Consider the following 17,225-nt stretch of genomic DNA (forward strand, 5'->3'; position numbering starts at 1 on the left):
CTCGGCCCGCCGGCCCCACGACCCGGCGGGCCCCACCCGGGCGGTCACCACGTCCTCCGTAGGCATCGAGCTCTACGAGGGCGTCGCCCTGCCCGGCGCTGACCCTGCGTGCAGGCCGACCCGAGTGTTCCTCGCCCCCGCCGCCCCTACCCGTCCCATCCTCAGGGGCTGCCGCCCCTCCACCCCCGCTCAAGCCCTGGGGGCTGCGCCCCCAGACCCCCCATCGGCCCTGAAGGGGCCTCGTCCTCAAACGCCGGACGGGCTGAAAGATGCGCACCGGCGCCACGGCGGGACGGGGGGACGAGGGCCGAAGACGACCCGCACCGGCGCCACGGCGGAAGGGGACGTACCGGGGGGTGCCCGCCCGCAGTGTCGGGCGTCCGACTTGCGGCACAGTTTGGTCCCACAGTTCCGCCCGACCGAGGACGGACACCCCCCGGTGCGGCCCCGACCCACAACGCACCGCGGAGGCGCAACGCGCACCCCTTGATGCGCCCCGCCCCCCCCACGCACCGCAGAGGCGCACCGCCGCGCACCCCCACCCACCTGGACCCCCCCAGTTCGACACGCCCGGGAATCTCCACTTCTGTAGGGGTATCGGCAGGTTCGATCACTGGAGGGCGCTGTGCGGCCGGAGGGCTACGACTACGACACCCACAGCCGACTGGCCGGACCGCTCACCGAGCCGGCCGCCGCGAACTACCGAGTGCAGTACACCTCGCTCCTGGCGGCCGAACCCCACCGAATACGCGCCATCCTGCTGATGACCCTCGCGCCCCTCCTCACCGGCGCCCTGCTCGTCTACCTCGTCTGGCCCACCCACTGGGTGGAGCGCGACGGCGGCGACGCCTGGATGGTCGGCCTCGACATCACGATGCTCATAGCCATCGGCCTCATCGAGCTGTTCATGGTCGTCAACGTCGCCTCCGTGGCCCACGCCACCCTCGTCGCCCGCGACCCCGTCCCGGTCACCCCGCAGCCCGGCGTCCGCGTCGCGTTCCTCACGACGTACGTCCCGGGCAAGGAGCCCCTGGAGATGGTCCGCGCGACTCTCGAGGGCGCGACGAGGATCACCCACGACGGCCCCCTGGACGTCTGGCTCCTCGACGAAGGGGACGACGAACAGGCGAAGGCGCTCTGCGCCGAGCTCGGCGTCCGGCACTTCACCCGCAACGGCGTCCCGGAGTGGAACCGCCCCAAGGGTGTCCACAAGGCCCGCACGAAGCACGGCAACTACAACGCCTGGATCGCCATGCACGGCGACGACTACGACCTCTTCGCCTCGGTCGACACCGACCACGTCCCGCTGCCCAACTTCCTGGAGCGCATGACGGGTTACTTCCGCGACCCGGACGTCGCCTTCGTCGTGGGACCGCAGGTGTACGGGAACTACCACAACCCGGTCACGAAGGCGGCCGAGTCCCAGCAGTTCCTCTTCCACGCGCTGATCCAGCGCGCCGGCAACCGCTACCGCGCACCGATGTTCGTCGGCACGAACAACGTCGTACGGATCGCGGCCGTCAAGCAGATCGGTGGCCTGTACGACTCGATCACCGAGGACATGGCCACCGGCTTCGAACTGCACCGCCACCGCAACCCCGCCACCCGACGCCACTGGCGCAGCGTCTACACGCCCGACGTGCTGGCGGTGGGCGAGGGCCCGGCTTCCTGGACGGACTTCTTCACCCAGCAGATGCGCTGGTCGAGAGGGACGTACGAGACGTTGTTCAAGCAGTACTGGAAGGCCCCGTTCACGATGCCCCCGGGCCGTCTCTTCTCGTACACGCTGATGCTGGTCTACTACCCGATGACGGCCGTCAACTGGTTCCTCGGCATCCTCAGCTGCGTCCTCTTCCTCTGGTTCGGCGCGTCCGGCACGCAGGTCGCGGCCTCGGTGTGGCTGATGCTCTACAGCGACGCCGCCGCGCTCCAGATCGGCCTCTACCTGTGGAACCGACGGCACAACGTCTCGCCGCACGAGCCCGAGGGCTCCGGGGGCCTGGCGGGCATGGCGATGTCGGCGCTCTCCGCGCCCATCTACCTCAAGTCGCTCGGCGAGGCCCTGGTCCGCCGCCCGAGCCGCTTCGTCGTCACGCCCAAGGGCAGCGACGTCAGCCCCGACCGGCTGCTCACCTTCCGCATCCACCTCTTCTGGGCGGCCGTCCTCGCGACCTCGCTGGCCGCCTCGGTCGTCCTGGACCACACGCACGTGGCGATGCGCACGTGGGCGGTCCTGGCCATGGCGCTGTCGCTGGCCCCGGTGGGGGTGTGGCTGTCCACGCGGGTGAGGGAGCGCCAGGCACTCCGCTCCCGGGCCGCCGCCCCCCGCCCCGTGGACGGCGCCGAGCCCGCCCTCGCCACCACCTCCAGCACCACGACAGGAGGCAACTAGGTCATGGCCTACCAGCCGTCACAGCGCACCAAGAAGACCGTTCTCGGGATCGGCGGCATCGCGATCCTGGTCGGTCTGAACGCCCCGGCCGCGCTCGACTTCGTCGGTGACAAGTACCACGCGTACAAGATCGCGCAGCCCGAGTACAAGGCGAAGTACGGCAGTTGGAGCCAGATCGACATCCCGGAGGAGTTCCGGACCAACGCCATCCACGCGGCGCTCCTGCACACCGGGAAGGTGCTGATCGTCGCGGGTTCCGGCAACGAGCAGAAGAAGTTCGACGAGGGCTCCTTCGACACGATCCTGTGGAACCCGGCCGCCAACACCTTCAAGAGGATCCCGACGCCGGACGACTTCTTCTGCTCGGGCCACGCCCAACTCCCGGACGGCAGGCTGCTCGTGGCCGGCGGCACGGCCCGCTACGAGCTGCTGGACGGTGAGATCGACCGGGCCGGCGGCGGCATGCGGGTCAAGAACGAGAACCCCGACAAGGCGGTGTTCCTGAAGAAGGGCACCCGCTTCCGCTCGCCCGCCGGTGTCGAGTACGTCAGCCGCTTCGACGTGACCGTCCCGAAGGCGAAGAAGTCCTTCAAGGTCACGTACAACGCCCGCGGTGTGATGCAGCCCTGGAAGACGAGGGTCAAGGCGGCCGAGGCGCGCGTGTTCGTGGAGGCCGTGGAGAAGGGCCCGATGTCCGTCACCGAGAAGCAGGCCCAGTACGAGGTGGTGGGCCTGACCGGCAAGGACGCGGAGAACACCTACGGGCTGTCGGAGAAGATCACCTTCGACAAGCAGGACTTCCAGGGCATCCGCGCCGCCTACGAGTTCGACCCGGTCGCCGAGAAGTACATCCCGGTCGACCCGATGGACAAGGCCCGCTGGTACCCGACCCTGGTCGGCCTCGACGACGGCCGGGTGCTGGCGGTCTCCGGCCTGGACGACGTCGGCGTGATCGACCCGGGCGACAACGAGATCTACGACCCGAGGACCAAGAAGTGGTCGCGCGGGCCCAAGCGGTACTTCCCGACCTACCCCGCGCTCTTCCTCACCAAGGGCGGCAAGCTCTTCTACCCGGCCTCCAACGCCGGTTACGGACCCGCCGAGTCGGGTCGCGAACCGGGGCTGTGGGACCTGAGGAACAACACCTTCGAGCCGGTCCCCGGGCTGCGGGACGCCGACGAGACCGAGACCTCCGCCTCCGTGCTCCTGCCGCCCGCGCAGGACCAGAGGGTGATGATCCTCGGCGGCGGAGGCGTGGGCGAGTCGAAGAAGTCGACCCCGCGCACGGCCGTCGTCGACCTCAAGAAGGACAACCCGGTCTTCGAGGACGGCCCCAACCTCCCGCAGGGCACGCGGTATCTGAACAGCGTGATCATGCCGGACGACACGGTCTTCACCGCCAACGGCTCCGAGGACTACCGCGGCCGCAGCGCCAGCAACATCCTCAAGGCGCAGTTCTACGACCCCAAGGGCAACGTCTTCCGGGAGGCCGCTGCCCCCACGGTCGGCCGCAACTACCACTCCGAGGCGCTGCTGCTGCCCGACGGACGGGTCGCCACCTTCGGCTCCGACCCCCTCTTCGACGACCAGCAGAACACCAAGCTCGGCCACTTCGAGCAGCGCATGGAGATCTTCACGCCGCCCGCCCTGCACCGCGCCGGCGACGACCGGCCCGTACTGAAGGACGGACCGCGCGAGCTCGACCAGGACCACCGGGTGACCTTCCGCACCGAGCACCCGGACCGGATCGCCGAGGCCCGGCTGATGCGGCCCAGCGCGGTGACGCACACGACCGACGTCGAGCAGCGCTCGATCGAGCTCGGCGTCACCAGGGGCGCGAAGGCCGTCACCTTCGAGGTGCCGAAGGACACGAGCCTGGTGCCGCCCGGCTGGTACATGCTGTTCGTGACGGACGCGGACGGCACCCCGTCGAAGGCGCGGTGGATCCACGTGAAGTAGCGGACTAGCGCGAGGAGTTGCGCGCCAGTCCGAGGGCGTACTCCGGCCACCACTGCCCGGCGTTCGGGCCGCCCTCGCAGGTGCCGTCCGACTCGCCGGGCCGTTTGATCCACAGATAGGCGTCCAGGGCGGCCTCGCCGGTGTCCGTCGTCGGCGGGGTGCCCAGCGCCCGGCCGGGCGGGTTGCACCAGACGCCCGGCAGCGGTCCGTTGCCGTTGCGGCTGCTGTCGATGACGAAGTGCTTGCCACCGAGGTCCGCGGCGAGCCGGCGCCCGTACTGCGTGGTGACGGCGTCGGTCTGGAAGTTGGAGACGTTCAGCGAGAACCCGTCGGCCCCGGCGACGCCCGCCCGCTTGAGCGGCTCGACCAGCTTTTCGGGGTCCTTGATCCAGGACGGGTTGCCCGCGTCCAGGTACACCTTGGTGTTCGGCTGCCGCTTGAGCCGGTCGATCGCCTCGCCGAGCAACTGCTCGCGTTCGGCGTGGTACTCGCCGGGCGTGCAGCCGTCCACGATGTGCGCGACCGCGTCCGGTTCGAGGACGACGAGCGCCTTGGCGTCGCCGAGCGCGTCGGCGAACTTCCCGATCCACTGCCGGTAGGCGTCCGCGTCCGCCGCCCCGCCGGCCGAGTGCTGACCGCAGTCCCGGTGCGGGATGTTGTACGCGACGAACACGGCCGTACGGTCCTCGGCGGTCGCCGACGCGGTGGCCGCCCGCACGGTCGGGCCCGGGTCGACCTCCCCGGCCGGCCACAGCGCGGCCGGCCGGTCCGCGATCTTGCGGAGCTGCGCCGCGTCCTGGGTGCGGCCCTGGCGCTGCCAGAGCAGGATCTGCTGGGCGGCGGAGCTGTCGGGGTCGACCCAGAACGGTGACGTCGACGCCGTCTGCCGGCCGGCCGCGCCGGCGACGGAGGCCTCGTCGACGTCGGACGCGGACGAACAGCCCGCCGCGAGACCGAGCGCCGACAGGACCGCGAGGGTGTGGATCAGCCGGGGCATGCTGCTCCCTTGCGCGAGGGGATGACGTACGGTCACATGGTCGACCGGCGGGTCGTTTTGACCGTGATGTGCCAGTCTGTCGCCCATCGTCACATGGATCACATGTCCGACCCCGGCGCGACACCGGGCCCCGACGCCAGCGCGATCCCCAGTGGCGTCCGCTCGTACAGCACCTGATGCCCGTACCGCCGCGCGGTCAGCAGTCCCGCGTCCCGCAGCACGGTCAGGTGCGCGGACACCGACGAGGGCGCGAGACCGAGCCGGTGGGCGAGGCCGGTCGTGGAGGCGGGCTCGTCGAGCGCGGTGAGCACGGCGGCCCGGCCGCGTCCGAGCAGTCGCAGCAGCGCGTCGGGCGTACGGTCGTCGGGCTCGGCCCACAAGCCGCCGACACCGCGCGCCGGATACACGAGGGTCGGCTGCCAGGGCGGGTCGAAAGTGCTGACCACGTCCGGCCAGATGAACACGCTCGGCATCAGCACCAGCCCCTGCCCTCGCAGTCGTCGCTCGTGCTCGCCCCGGTGCTCCACGGTCAGCGTCCCGGCGTCCCAGCCGAACCGCCGGCTGATCTCCGGCAGCAGTCCGCCGAGCCCCACCTCGGCCAGCCGCCGCGAGTGGAAGGCGACGTCCGCCTCCAGCAGGGCGCGCAGCCGCGGCCAGTCCGGCGCGACGAGGGTGCGCCAGATCTCCTCCATCGCGTCCGACAGCTCCCTGACCATGCGGACCGGGTCCCGCATCCAGGCCCGCGCGTGCGCGGACTCCAGCGCGCCGGGCGTGCACGCGAGCGACTTCTCGGTGTCCGCGCGGGCGGCCCGGGGATCACTCGCCCGTACGGCCGCGATCTCCTCCTCGAAGGTGGCGGCGGGCCCGATCGGAGGCGGCCCCAGCCAGTCCGGGGAGTGGCCGCGCCGGGGCATCAGCAGCCACAGCGGGGTGAGGTCCAGCGCGGCGGCGGCGGTACGGGCCCGGCGCAGCCAGGGTGCGTGGTAGCCGTGCCGTTCGGGCCGCTTGAGGGTGCGCACGACCTCCTGCGTCTCCCAGAGCGGCGAGATCGCGAAGCGGCAGCGGAGGAAGTCGTCCTCGCCAAAGTGCAGTCGAGACGGCATGGGGCGTCCTGGTGGCCGGGGGCGGGAAGATTCGGCTGTGGCCGAAACTCTAGGCCGGCGGCGGCCCGCTCGGCACGCTGCTGCCCATGACGGACACCGTGACCGCGGCCCCGCCGCCCACCGGCTACGCCCGCGTCCTCGCCGTGCGCGAGTTCCGCGCGGTCTTCGTGGCGCACCTGCTGTCCCTGCTGGGCGTGGTCGTCAGCGAGATCGCCCTGTCGGTCCTCGTCTACGACCTGACCGGCTCGCCCCTGCTGAGCGCGCTGGCGTTCGCGCTCGGGTTCCTGCCGTACGTCGTCGGCGGCACGCTGCTCGCGGGGATCGCCGACCGCTTCCCGGCGCGGCGGGTGCTGGTGGTGTGCGACCTGGTGTGCGCGGTGTGCGTGCTGCCGATGGCGGTGCCGGGCGCGGGCATCGTGCCGCTGCTGGCCCTGCGGTGCGCCCTGGCGATGGTGGCGCCGGTGTTCCAGGGGACGCGGATGGCGACGCTGGCCGACATCCTCGGGGACGGCGACCTGTTCGTGCTGGGCCGCTCGCTGCTGAGGATCGTGTCGCAGAGCGCGCTGCTGGTGGGGTACGGGCTGGGCGGGCTGCTGCTGACGGTCGTCGCGCCGCGGCACGCGCTGCTGATCACGGTGGGCACGTTCTGCGTGTCGGCGGTGCTGCTGCGCTTCGGGACGCTGCGGCGGCCGGCGCGGGCGCGGACCGGGGGCGCGCTGGTGGCGGAGTCGTTGAGAGGCGCGCGGCAGGTGCTGGCGAACCGCAGGGTGCGGGTGCTGCTGCTGTTGTTCTGGGTGCCGCCGATGTTCTCGGTGGTGCCGGAGGCGCTGGCGGCGCCGTACGCCGACGATCTGGGCGCGGGCTCGGTGGGGCTCGGGCTGCTGATGTGCGCGCTGCCGGTGGGCACGATCGCCGGTGAGCTGTGGGCGGGCGCACGGCTGAAGCCGGCGGCACGGGAACGGATCGCGCTGCCGCTGGTGTCCCTGACCCTGCTGCCGTACGTGGCGTATCTGCTCCACCCCGGGCTCGCCGTCTCGCTGGCGCTCCTGCTGCTGTCGGGGGCGGGGTCGGCGTACACGCTCGGCCTGGACCAGTGGTTCGTGCGGGCGGTGCCGGAGGAGGTGCGGGGGCGGGCGATGACGCTGCTGACCGCCGGGCTGATGACGATCCAGGGCGTGGGGATGGCGCTGGCGGGGGTCGCGGCGGAGTTCGCGGGGGTCACGTGGACCGTGGCGGGGGCGGGGCTGCTGGGGACGGCGTGCTGCGCGGCGCTGGCGGTGACGGCCCGCCGGACCGAGGGGCGGACGGCTGGGGCGACCGAATGACAAGACGGGGCTGACCACGATGTGACCGGCCGGTAAGGTCTGTTGCCGTGCCGAAGCCCCTCAGTCTCCCCTTCGATCCCATCGCCCGAGCGGACGAGCTCTGGAAACAGCGCTGGGGAAACGTGCCGTCGATGGCCGCGATCACCTCGATCATGCGCGCCCACCAGATCCTCCTCGCGGAGGTCGACGCGGTGGTCAAGCCCTACGGACTGACCTTCGCGCGCTACGAGGCCCTGGTCCTGCTCACCTTCTCCAAGGCCGGTGAGCTGACCATGTCCAAGATCGGCGAGCGTCTCATGGTCCACCCCACGTCGGTCACGAACACGGTCGACCGCCTGGTCAAGTCCGGCCTCGTCGACAAGAAGCCCAACCCCAACGACGGCCGCGGCACCCTCGCCGTCATCACCGACAAGGGCCGCGAGGTCGTCGAGTCCGCCACCCGCGACCTCATGGCCATGGACTTCGGCCTCGGCGTCTACGACGCGGAGGAATGCGCCGAACTCTTCGCGATGCTGCGCCCCCTCCGAGTGGCGGCCCACGACTTCGACGAGGCCTGAGCCCCGACCGCCACACCGCCGGCCAACGGGCCGTGCCGTGTCACTTCGTCACGAAGTGAGGGTCAGGCCGCGGCCGGGTCGGGGGTGGGGGTGTCGGTCAACAGCGGGGTGACCTCGCGGGTGACCTTGCGCTCGACGAAGAAGGCAGCGGTCGGGATCGTGCCGGCGAGGAGTACCCAGGCGAGGCGGCCCAGCGGCATCTTCGCCTTGGTGCCCAGGTCGAAGGCGAAGATCAGGTAGATCACGTACAGCCAGCCGTGGGCGATGCCGACCACCGAGACGAAGCCGTCGAACCCGTCCATGCCCAGCAGCCGCTTCCCGATCACGCCGATCGTCAGCAGGACGAGGAGGACGGCGGTGACGTAGGCCATCACCCGGTAGCGGGTCAGGACGCTCTTCTTCATGCCGTCGAGGGTAACGGGTGGTTCGCCGTCGACATTTACTAGGACGTCCTAGTAAATTCGAAGCATGGACGCTGACGCCATTGAAGAGGGCCGCCGACGGTGGCAGGCCCGGTATGACGCCTCGCGCAAGCGGGAGGCCGACTTCACCACCTTGTCCGGGGACGCCGTGGAACCGGTGTACGGGCCCCGGGCGGGGGATCGGTACGAGGGGTTCGAGCGGATCGGGTGGCCGGGGGAGTTCCCCTTCACCCGGGGGCTGTATGCGACCGGGTACCGGGGGCGCACGTGGACCATCCGGCAGTTCGCCGGGTTCGGGAACGCCGAGCAGACCAACGAGCGGTACAAGATGATCCTCGGCAACGGGGGCGGCGGACTGTCCGTCGCCTTCGACATGCCGACCCTCATGGGGCGGGACTCCGACGACCCCCGGGCGCTCGGCGAGGTCGGGCACTGCGGGGTCGCCATCGACTCCGCCGCCGACATGGAGGTGCTGTTCAAGGACATCCCGCTCGGGGACGTCACCACCTCCATGACCATCAGCGGGCCCGCCGTCCCCGTCTTCTGCATGTACCTCGTCGCCGCCGAGCGGCAGGGTGTCGATCCGGGGGTGCTGAACGGCACGCTCCAGACCGACATCTTCAAGGAGTACATCGCCCAGAAGGAGTGGCTCTTCCAGCCCGAGCCCCATCTGCGGCTCATCGGGGACCTGATGGAGCACTGCGCGCGGGACATCCCCGCCTACAAGCCGCTCTCCGTCTCCGGCTACCACATCCGGGAGGCCGGGGCCACCGCCGCGCAGGAGCTCGCCTACACCCTCGCCGACGGCTTCGGGTACGTGGAGCTCGGGCTCAGCCGCGGGCTCGACGTCGACGTCTTCGCGCCCGGGCTCTCCTTCTTCTTCGACGCCCACGTCGACTTCTTCGAGGAGATCGCCAAGTTCCGCGCCGCGCGCAGGATCTGGGCGCGCTGGATGCGGGACGTGTACGGCGCCCGGTCCGAGAAGGCGCAGTGGCTGCGCTTCCACACCCAGACCGCCGGGGTCTCGCTGACCGCGCAGCAGCCGTACAACAACGTCGTACGGACGGCCGTCGAGGCGCTCGCCGCCGTGCTCGGCGGGACCAACTCCCTGCACACCAACGCCCTGGACGAGACCCTCGCGCTCCCCTCCGAGCAGGCCGCCGAGATCGCGCTGCGGACGCAGCAGGTGCTCATGGAGGAGACCGGGGTCGCCAACGTGGCCGACCCGCTGGGCGGTTCGTGGTACGTCGAGCAGCTGACCGACCGTATCGAGGCCGAGGCGGAGAAGATCTTCGAGCAGATCAAGGAGCGGGGCCTGCGCGCCCACCCCGACGGGCGGCATCCCATCGGGCCCGTCACCTCCGGCATCCTGCGCGGGATCGAGGACGGCTGGTTCACCGGCGAGATCGCCGAGTCGGCGTTCCAGTACCAACGCGCCCTGGAGAAGGGCGACAAGCGGGTCGTCGGCGTCAACGTCCACCACGGGTCTGTCACCGGCGACCTGGAGATCCTGCGCGTCAGCCACGAGGTCGAGCGCGAGCAGGTGCGGGTGCTGGGCGAGCGCAAGGCCGCGCGGGACGACGCCGCGGTGCGCAGGGCCCTGGACGCCATGCTCGCCGCCGCCCGGGACGGCTCGAACATGATCGAGCCCATGCTGACCGCCGTACGCGCCGAGGCCACGCTGGGCGAGATCTGCGGGGTGCTGCGCGACGAGTGGGGGGTCTACACGGAGCCGGCCGGCTTCTGAGCGCGACGGGCGGCCGCGGCGGCCTCAGTCCGCCGCGGCGCCGGCGAGCCCCAGCACCAGCACCCGGGTGAAGGCGCGCACCCACTCCTCGTCCGCCGGTTCGGAGCTGACCAGCGTGCGGTGCACCACCGCCCCGGCGACCACGTCGAAGATCAGGTCGACGGTCCGGGCGGACTCCGCGGGGTCGGTGTCCGGGGGGAGTTCGCCCCGGCGTTCGGCACGCGCCCGGCCCTCCAGGACCAGACGCTTCTGGCGCTCCACGATCGAGCAGCGGATGCGCTCGCGCAGCGCGTCGTCGCGGATCGACTCGGTCACCACCGCCATCAGGCCGCTCTTCGCCTCCGGGCGGGCGAGGATCGCCGCGAACTGCAGCACCACGCCCTCGATGTCGGCGGCGAGGGTGCCGCGGTCGGGGAGTTCCAGCTCGTCGAAGAGCTCCGCGACCGCGTCGACGACCAGTTCGTTCTTGCCCGGCCAGCGCCGGTAGAGCGTGGTCTTCGCCACGCCCGCCCGCGCCGCCACGTCCCCCAGCGTGAGCTTGGACCAGCCCAGCTCCACCAGTGCCTCACGGGTCGCGCCGAGGATCGCGGCGTCCGCGGTGGCGCTGCGGGGGCGTCCGGAGGCCCGTGGGGCGGGAGGGCGGCTCTGCATCCCACGACGATAACCGCCGGTTCCGCCGCGGCCGGGTGAGAGAGATCACCGGGTTCGGGTATCCGGAAGGCACCCGGTGCCATTACGCTACGACTCGTAGCGAAACCACTGGCGTGGGGTGGGGACCCGGCGCCGAACAGCACACGGTCAGACCCGGCATGAGCACCGGCCGGGGGTATGCGGCACATGGGACGCGCGGACGGGGGAGGATAGACGCATGCAGCCACGGAACATGTCCATGAGCGGAGTCGTCGACCTCGCCGCGGTGAAGGCGGCCCAGGAGGCCAAGGCGAAGGCGGAGCAGGCGCGCGCCGAAGCGGCCCGGCAGGGCGGCGGCCCCGGAGCCGTCTCGCCGGCCGATCTCGTCATCGACGTAGACGAGGCGGGGTTCGAGCAGGACGTCCTCCAGCGCTCCACCGAGGTACCCGTCGTCATCGACTTCTGGGCCGAGTGGTGCCAGCCCTGCAAGCAGCTGAGCCCGGTGCTGGAGCGGCTCGCCGTCGAGTACAACGGGCGCTTCCTGCTTGCCAAGATCGACGTCGACGCCAACCAGATGCTGATGCAGCAGTTCGGGGTGCAGGGCATCCCGGCGGTGTTCGCCGTCGTCGCCGGGCAGGCGCTGCCGCTCTTCCAGGGAGCCGCCGACGAGACGCAGATCCGGCAGACCCTGGACCAGCTGGTGCAGGTCGCCGAGCAGCGCTTCGGCCTCACCGGTCTCGCGGTGGACCCGAGCGCCGCGCCGGGCGCCGAGCGGGCCGCGGCTCCCGCGGCGCCGGCCGGACCCCATGACGCCCTGCTGGAGGCCGCCGTGCAGGCCCTGGACGCGGGGGACTTCGGCGGTGCGGTGCAGGCGTACAAGAACGTGCTGAACGACGACCCGGCCAACTCCGAGGCCAAGTTGGGCCTCGCCCAGGCCGAGTTGCTCCAGCGCGTGCAGGGTCTGGACCCGCAGCGGGTGCGCGAGGAGGCCGCCGGGAAGCCGTCCGACGTGCCGGCGCAGATCGCCGCGGCCGATCTGGATCTGGTCGGCGGTCATGTCGAGGACGCCTTCGGGCGGCTCATCGACACCGTGCGGCGCACGTTCGGTGACGACCGGGATGCCGTACGGGTACGGCTGCTGGAGCTGTTCGAGGTGGTCGGGGCCGATGATCCGCGGGTGGTCGCGGCGCGCCGGTCGCTGGCGCGGGCGCTGTTCTAGCCCGGTGTGCGAGCGGGGCGGGAGCCCCGTTCTGACCAGTCACTAAACGTCCGGGCCTGTGGTGCCCGAGTGAAGAAACCGCCCTCGAGGCGTCACAGCGGCCGCGCTTTACCAAATCTTGGTAATCGCGGCCGCTGTTACTACAAGTAAGTTTTGGACGTTGATCTGTCGGATTCTGTCCGATCATCAACAACTTTGTCCGCCCCCTTCGGGCCACCCTCAGTCGTCGGCCGAGACCGGCGGGTCGTTGTTCGGTTATCCCGCCGTTACTACCGAGTAACGAAGCCCCTTGTGCGGGCGGCGAGAATGCACCACGATCGGCGACGCTCGGTCCATTCCCGTACCCCGACAGCCGGTCGGGCCGCGGGAACTCCTGGGTCCCCACCGAGCAGAGCCGGCAGCAGTGGTGCCGGCTCTTGGGCAGGGGGGTCTTCGCCTTCCGGTGAAGCCTGTCCAGCAAGGTTGTGCGTGATGTGCTTCAGGCGCGACCAGTGGTTGTCGCTCGGGGGTGATCGCCGGTGATCGGTGCGCGGTTCGCGCCTCCGAGTACGGGCGCTCCCCTTCCCGAGGACGTAGCGCTTCTCCCATCCCTGCCCGGCTGAGCCGTCATGTTCGACAGGGGCAGTCAGGGCCAGGAGATGTACGTCCGAGAAGGAGGAAATATGGAGTCCCAGGTGCGTGGCGGGACCAGATGGAAGCGGTTCGCCGTCGTGATGGTGCCCAGCGTGGCCGCCACGGCCGCGATAGGTGTCGCCCTCGCGCAGGGCGCTCTCGCCGCGTCGTTCAGTGTGTCGGGCCAGTCGTTCAAGGTGACCGCGGACAAGCTCGTCGGTACGGGCTTCTCCCAGTACGGCGCCCTTGACTCGGGGTACACCCTCGACGGCAAGAAGACGGCTCACCCCGTCGCGGTCTCGGCGTTCAAGTCGGCCTCGATCACCGGCATGTGCCAGTCCGTGGTCACGCCGAACATCCCGGTCCTCGGTTCCGTCAGCCTGATCCTGAAGGCGGGCGGCGGCGGTACTCCCGTCCAGGCCGAGAACCTGTACATCGACGTCCAGGACCTCGAGGCCGACGCGGTCTTCGAGAACATCGACATCGGTGTGGCCGCCAAGGACGCCAGCAAGGGTCCCGGCATGAAGGGTGGCAACGAGCAGGCCAACCCCTTCGGGTTCGCGCAGCAGGCCGACAAGGCCACGCTGAGCGACGTGAAGCAGACGGCGTGGGCGACCACCGCCGGCACCTTCAAGCTCAGCGGCCTGAAGATGTCGCTGTCGTCCGGTGTCAAGGAGTGCTACTAAGCACTCGCCGGCGGGCGGGGGAGCCGGTGGCGCCCCCGCCCGTCCACTGTGAAGCGCGGTTCTTCACGTGCCGTAACCCTCACCACCACAGCAACGCCGCACCAGGGAGCTGTTTTCCATGAGCGCCGAGACTCCTGCCGTACCCGGCCATGATGAGCACTACATCCGGGTCGCCAAGCGGAAGTTCCGCGCCTGGCGGGGCGACCGGCCGTTCTGGGCCGGCCTGTTCGTCCTCCTGGGCGGAATCCCCATCGCGTACTTCCCTTACGCACACCTGCAGATCGGTCACCTGACCCTGGCGATGGCCACCACGGCCGGCGCCGGTTCGCTGATCATCGGCGTGCTGCTGGTCGTCCTCGGCATCAGCCTCTGGTTCCAGAAGCACGTCCGCACCTTCGCGGGCGTCGCGGCGATCCTGCTGGCCCTGGTGTCCATCCCCGTGTCGAACCTCGGTGGCTTCCTCATCGGCTTCCTCCTCTCTCTCGTCGGCGGCGCGATGGCCGTGGCCTGGGTGCCGGGCGAGCCGGAGGCGCAGGAACCGCTCCGGCAGGACACCACGAGCGAGGGCCACGCGCCCGCGGGTGCGGTCCCCACGCTCTCCAAGGACGCGTACGACGTCGGTGAGCCGAACGATCTGTCAGGAACGAGCCCGGCGAACGGGGCGAACGGGAGGCACAGTGCCGGCTGACGAGGTGACCCACGGGACCGATGTGGAGGTGTCCCGTGCGAGAACCGGGCCGCGCCACGCGGCGCCCAAGAAGCCGCTGTTCACCCGGTTCCACATGCCGGCCGGAAAGGCGATAGCCCTGGCGGCGATGCCGACGGCGGTCCTCATGGGGATGGGGTTCACGCCGACGCTCGCCAACGCCGAGGACCAGCCCGCCTCCAAGAGCCTGACGGCCGACGAGTACAAGGACTGTGTCGCGGCCCTGGAGGACGGCGCGTCCGCGTCCCCCTCGCCGTCCGCGAGTGAGTCCGAGGACGACGAGGCGGAGGCGACGCCTTCGGCGACCGAGTCCTCCTCGACCACGGACCCGGACTCGGGCTCCGGCTCGGGTGGCGGCTCCTCGTCGGATTCAGGTTCCGACGACGACGCCGAGCCCACGCCGAAGCCCTCCGCCTCGGCCTCGGAGAGCTCCTCCGGTGGCTCCCAGTCCGGCGCCACCGCCACGCCCTCGCCCTCGGCCTCCGAGAGCGACAAGAACGTGCTGGAGGAGATCGGCGGCGCCATCGAGGACATCTTCACGGGCGGTCAGGACGCCTCGCCGTCCGCGAGCGCCAGCCCGACGCCGTCGGCCTCGGCCTCGGCCTCCGCGTCCGAGGACAGCGGGGACGACGCGTCCGACGCCGTCAAGGACACCACCGACAAGGTGACCGACACGGTCGAGGAGACGGCCAAGGACACGTCCGACGCGACCGGCACGGCGTCCGAGGCGGCCGAGGACACCAAGGACGCGGTCGAGAAGGCGGCCGAGGCGGCCACCGCCAGCCCGTCGCCCAGCTCCACCACGGACGTCGACGACTGCCCGGTCGCCACGGACGAGGAGGGCGGTGTCGACAACACCGTCCCGCTGCCCGACGACCCCTGGTCCCTGAACGCCAGCTCGCTGCTGCTGAAGGGCGCCGACTACAAGGGCATCGTCAAGGTGCGGACGGCCAACGGCACCACCAAGGAGGTGCTGAAGTACGTCATCTCCGACGGCACCGACATCGGCGACCTGCACCAGACGGTGAAGGACAAGCAGTCCGGCAAGACCTACCACGTGCAGGCGGCCAAGGGCTCGACGTCCACCATCCGCGGCGGCGACACGGTGATGTACACCGAGAGCATCTCCGGCAACCTGCTGGGGCTGATCCCGGTGACGTTCAGCCCGAAGAGCCCGCCGCCGCTGAACATCCCGCTGATCTACTTCACCAAGGTGACGGTCGTGCAGGCCGGCCAGTTCGGCGGCACCCTGCACGTGCCCGGGCTGCACAACTTCATCACCGACTGAGCGCCCCACCAAGCCCGTTCGGGAGCCGCGACACGCCTGAGGGCGCCCCCTGGTCCAGGGGGCGCCCTCAGCGCCGTACAGGGGCCCTCGCGGGCCCGTGTCCCTACTTCTCGCCGCCCAGGTGGTGGACGCGGACCATGTTGGTGGTGCCGGGGACGCCGGGGGGCGAACCGGCGGTGATGATGACGATCTCGCCCGGGTGGAAGCGGTTGAGCTTGATGATCTCCTGGTCCACCAGGTCGACCATCTCGTCGGTGCTGTTGACGAACGGCACGACGTGCGACTCGACGCCCCAGCTGAGGGCCAGCTGGTTGCGGGTGTTCTCGTCGGTGGTGAAGGCGATGATCGGCTGGGACGCGCGGTAGCGGGAGAGCCGGCGGGCCGTGTCACCGGACTGCGTGAAGGCCACCAGGCCCCGGCCGCCCAGGAAGTCGGCGATCTCGCAGGCGGCGCGGGCGATCGAACCGCCCTGCGTGCGCGGCTTCTTGCCGGGGACGAGCGGCTGGAGGCCCTTGCTGAGCAGCTCCTGCTCGGCCGCGGCGACGATCTTCGACATCGTCTTGACGGTCTCGATCGGGTAGGCACCCACGCTCGACTCGGCGGACAGCATGACCGCGTCCGCGCCGTCCAGGATCGCGTTGGCCACGTCGGAGGCCTCGGCGCGGGTGGGGCGGGAGTTGGTGATCATCGACTCCATCATCTGGGTCGCCACGATCACCGGCTTGGCGTTGCGGCGGCACAGCTCGATGAGGCGCTTCTGCACCATCGGGACCTTCTCGAGCGGGTACTCGACGGCCAGGTCGCCGCGGGCCACCATGACGGCGTCGAACGCCATCACGACGTCCTCCATGTTGTCCACCGCCTGCGGCTTCTCCACCTTGGCGATGACGGGGACCCGGCGGCCCTCCTCGTCCATCACCTTGTGGACGTCGGCCACGTCCTTGGCGTCGCGGACGAAGGACAGCGCGATCATGTCGGCGCCCATGCGCAGCGCGAAACGGAGGTCCTCGACGTCCTTCTCCGACAGCGCCGGCACGTTGACGGCCGTGCCGGGCAGGTTGATGCCCTTGTGGTCGGAGACGACACCGCCCTCGATGACGATCGACTTGACCCGGGGGCCCTCGACGTCCAGGACCTTCAGCTCGACGTTGCCGTCGTTGATGAGGATCTGGTCGCCGCGCGAGACGTCGCCCGGCAGGCCCTTGTAGGTGGTGCCGCAGATCTGCTTGTCACCGGGGACGTCCTCGGTCGTGATGACGAACTCGTCACCGCGCTCCAGCTCCACCGGGCCCTCGGCGAAGGTCTCCAGACGGATCTTCGGGCCCTGGAGGTCGGCGAGGACACCGATGGCCCGGCCGGTCTCCTTGGCGGCGGCCCGGACGCGGTCGTACCGCCCCTGGTGTTCGGCGTGCGTGCCGTGGCTGAAGTTGAAGCGGGCCACGTTCATGCCGGCTTCGATCAGGGACACGAGCATTTCGTGGGAGTCGACCGCGGGGCCGAGAGTACAGACGATTTTCGAACGGCGCATGGGGCGATCCTATCGGTTTGTTTCGCTACGGAATATTCCGTCTGGTGGAAGAGA

The 17,225-nt window shown here is 70.6% G+C and carries 14 protein-coding genes; 9 read left to right on the forward strand and 5 right to left on the reverse strand.

Annotated elements, in window-relative coordinates:
- Window positions 1-625 precede the first annotated feature (625 nt).
- Together ACH41F_RS27340 and ACH41F_RS27345 are read left to right on the forward strand one after the other, a co-directional pair.
- Entirely contained in the window at window positions 626-2,392 is a 1,767-nt protein-coding gene (locus tag ACH41F_RS27340) for a glycosyltransferase family 2 protein (RefSeq protein ID WP_398837877.1), read from the forward strand.
- A 3-nt stretch (window positions 2,393-2,395) separates the two neighbouring features.
- Complete coding sequence (locus ACH41F_RS27345; RefSeq protein ID WP_398837878.1) at window positions 2,396-4,351, forward strand: galactose oxidase-like domain-containing protein; 1,956 nt, start codon at window positions 2,396-2,398, stop codon at window positions 4,349-4,351.
- A 4-nt stretch (window positions 4,352-4,355) separates the two neighbouring features.
- On the opposite strand, the gene ACH41F_RS27350 is transcribed toward ACH41F_RS27345, so the two are convergent.
- Together ACH41F_RS27350 and ACH41F_RS27355 are read right to left on the reverse strand one after the other, a co-directional pair.
- Window positions 4,356-5,348: a glycoside hydrolase family 6 protein gene (locus ACH41F_RS27350; protein WP_398837880.1), complete on the reverse strand. Its 993-nt coding sequence runs from the start codon at window positions 5,346-5,348 to the stop codon at window positions 4,356-4,358.
- Window positions 5,349-5,446: 98 nt separating this feature from the next.
- Entirely contained in the window at window positions 5,447-6,451 is a 1,005-nt protein-coding gene (locus ACH41F_RS27355) for a DUF5937 family protein (protein ID WP_391232712.1), read from the reverse strand.
- Window positions 6,452-6,537: 86 nt separating this feature from the next.
- Here ACH41F_RS27355 and ACH41F_RS27360 point away from each other — a divergent pair, with 86 nt between their 5' ends.
- Entirely contained in the window at window positions 6,538-7,776 is a 1,239-nt protein-coding gene (locus ACH41F_RS27360) for an MFS transporter (RefSeq protein ID WP_391232710.1), read from the forward strand.
- Window positions 7,777-7,823: 47 nt separating this feature from the next.
- Window positions 7,824-8,333 (forward strand): MarR family transcriptional regulator, encoded by a 510-nt coding sequence (locus ACH41F_RS27365; RefSeq protein WP_391232708.1) that lies wholly within the window; start codon window positions 7,824-7,826, stop codon window positions 8,331-8,333.
- A gap of 62 nt (window positions 8,334-8,395) precedes the next feature.
- Here the strand turns inward: ACH41F_RS27365 and ACH41F_RS27370 are convergent, their stop codons facing one another.
- A complete protein-coding gene (locus tag ACH41F_RS27370; protein WP_398837883.1) occupies window positions 8,396-8,737 on the reverse strand; it encodes a DUF3817 domain-containing protein in 342 nt (113 codons plus the stop codon).
- A 64-nt stretch (window positions 8,738-8,801) separates the two neighbouring features.
- Here ACH41F_RS27370 and ACH41F_RS27375 point away from each other — a divergent pair, with 64 nt between their 5' ends.
- Complete coding sequence (locus ACH41F_RS27375; protein WP_391232706.1) at window positions 8,802-10,502, forward strand: methylmalonyl-CoA mutase family protein; 1,701 nt, start codon at window positions 8,802-8,804, stop codon at window positions 10,500-10,502.
- A 24-nt stretch (window positions 10,503-10,526) separates the two neighbouring features.
- Here the strand turns inward: ACH41F_RS27375 and ACH41F_RS27380 are convergent, their stop codons facing one another.
- Entirely contained in the window at window positions 10,527-11,153 is a 627-nt protein-coding gene (locus tag ACH41F_RS27380; RefSeq protein ID WP_391232705.1) for a TetR/AcrR family transcriptional regulator C-terminal ligand-binding domain-containing protein, read from the reverse strand.
- 217 nt (window positions 11,154-11,370) lie between these two features.
- Here ACH41F_RS27380 and ACH41F_RS27385 point away from each other — a divergent pair, with 217 nt between their 5' ends.
- The 4 genes from ACH41F_RS27385 (at window position 11,371) to ACH41F_RS27400 (ending at window position 15,643) form a co-directional block, all read left to right on the forward strand.
- Window positions 11,371-12,351: a tetratricopeptide repeat protein gene (locus ACH41F_RS27385; protein ID WP_398837885.1), complete on the forward strand. Its 981-nt coding sequence runs from the start codon at window positions 11,371-11,373 to the stop codon at window positions 12,349-12,351.
- Between the two features lie 662 nt (window positions 12,352-13,013).
- On the forward strand, window positions 13,014-13,649 hold the full coding sequence (locus ACH41F_RS27390) for a DUF6230 family protein (protein WP_391232703.1): 636 nt from the start codon (window positions 13,014-13,016) through the stop codon (window positions 13,647-13,649).
- Window positions 13,650-13,767: 118 nt separating this feature from the next.
- Complete coding sequence (locus ACH41F_RS27395) at window positions 13,768-14,337, forward strand: DUF6114 domain-containing protein (RefSeq protein ID WP_391232702.1); 570 nt, start codon at window positions 13,768-13,770, stop codon at window positions 14,335-14,337.
- A complete protein-coding gene (locus ACH41F_RS27400) occupies window positions 14,327-15,643 on the forward strand; it encodes a hypothetical protein (RefSeq protein ID WP_391232700.1) in 1,317 nt (438 codons plus the stop codon). The genes ACH41F_RS27395 and ACH41F_RS27400 overlap by 11 nt, the downstream gene beginning before the upstream one ends.
- 103 nt (window positions 15,644-15,746) lie before the next feature.
- On the opposite strand, the gene pyk is transcribed toward ACH41F_RS27400, so the two are convergent.
- A complete protein-coding gene (gene pyk, locus ACH41F_RS27405) occupies window positions 15,747-17,171 on the reverse strand; it encodes a pyruvate kinase (protein ID WP_391232698.1) in 1,425 nt (474 codons plus the stop codon).
- Between the last annotated feature and the right edge of the window lie 54 nt (window positions 17,172-17,225).

This window comes from Streptomyces sp. NPDC020489 (assembly GCF_044386545.1).
In the GTDB taxonomy this organism is placed as follows: Bacteria; Actinomycetota; Actinomycetes; order Streptomycetales; family Streptomycetaceae; genus Streptomyces.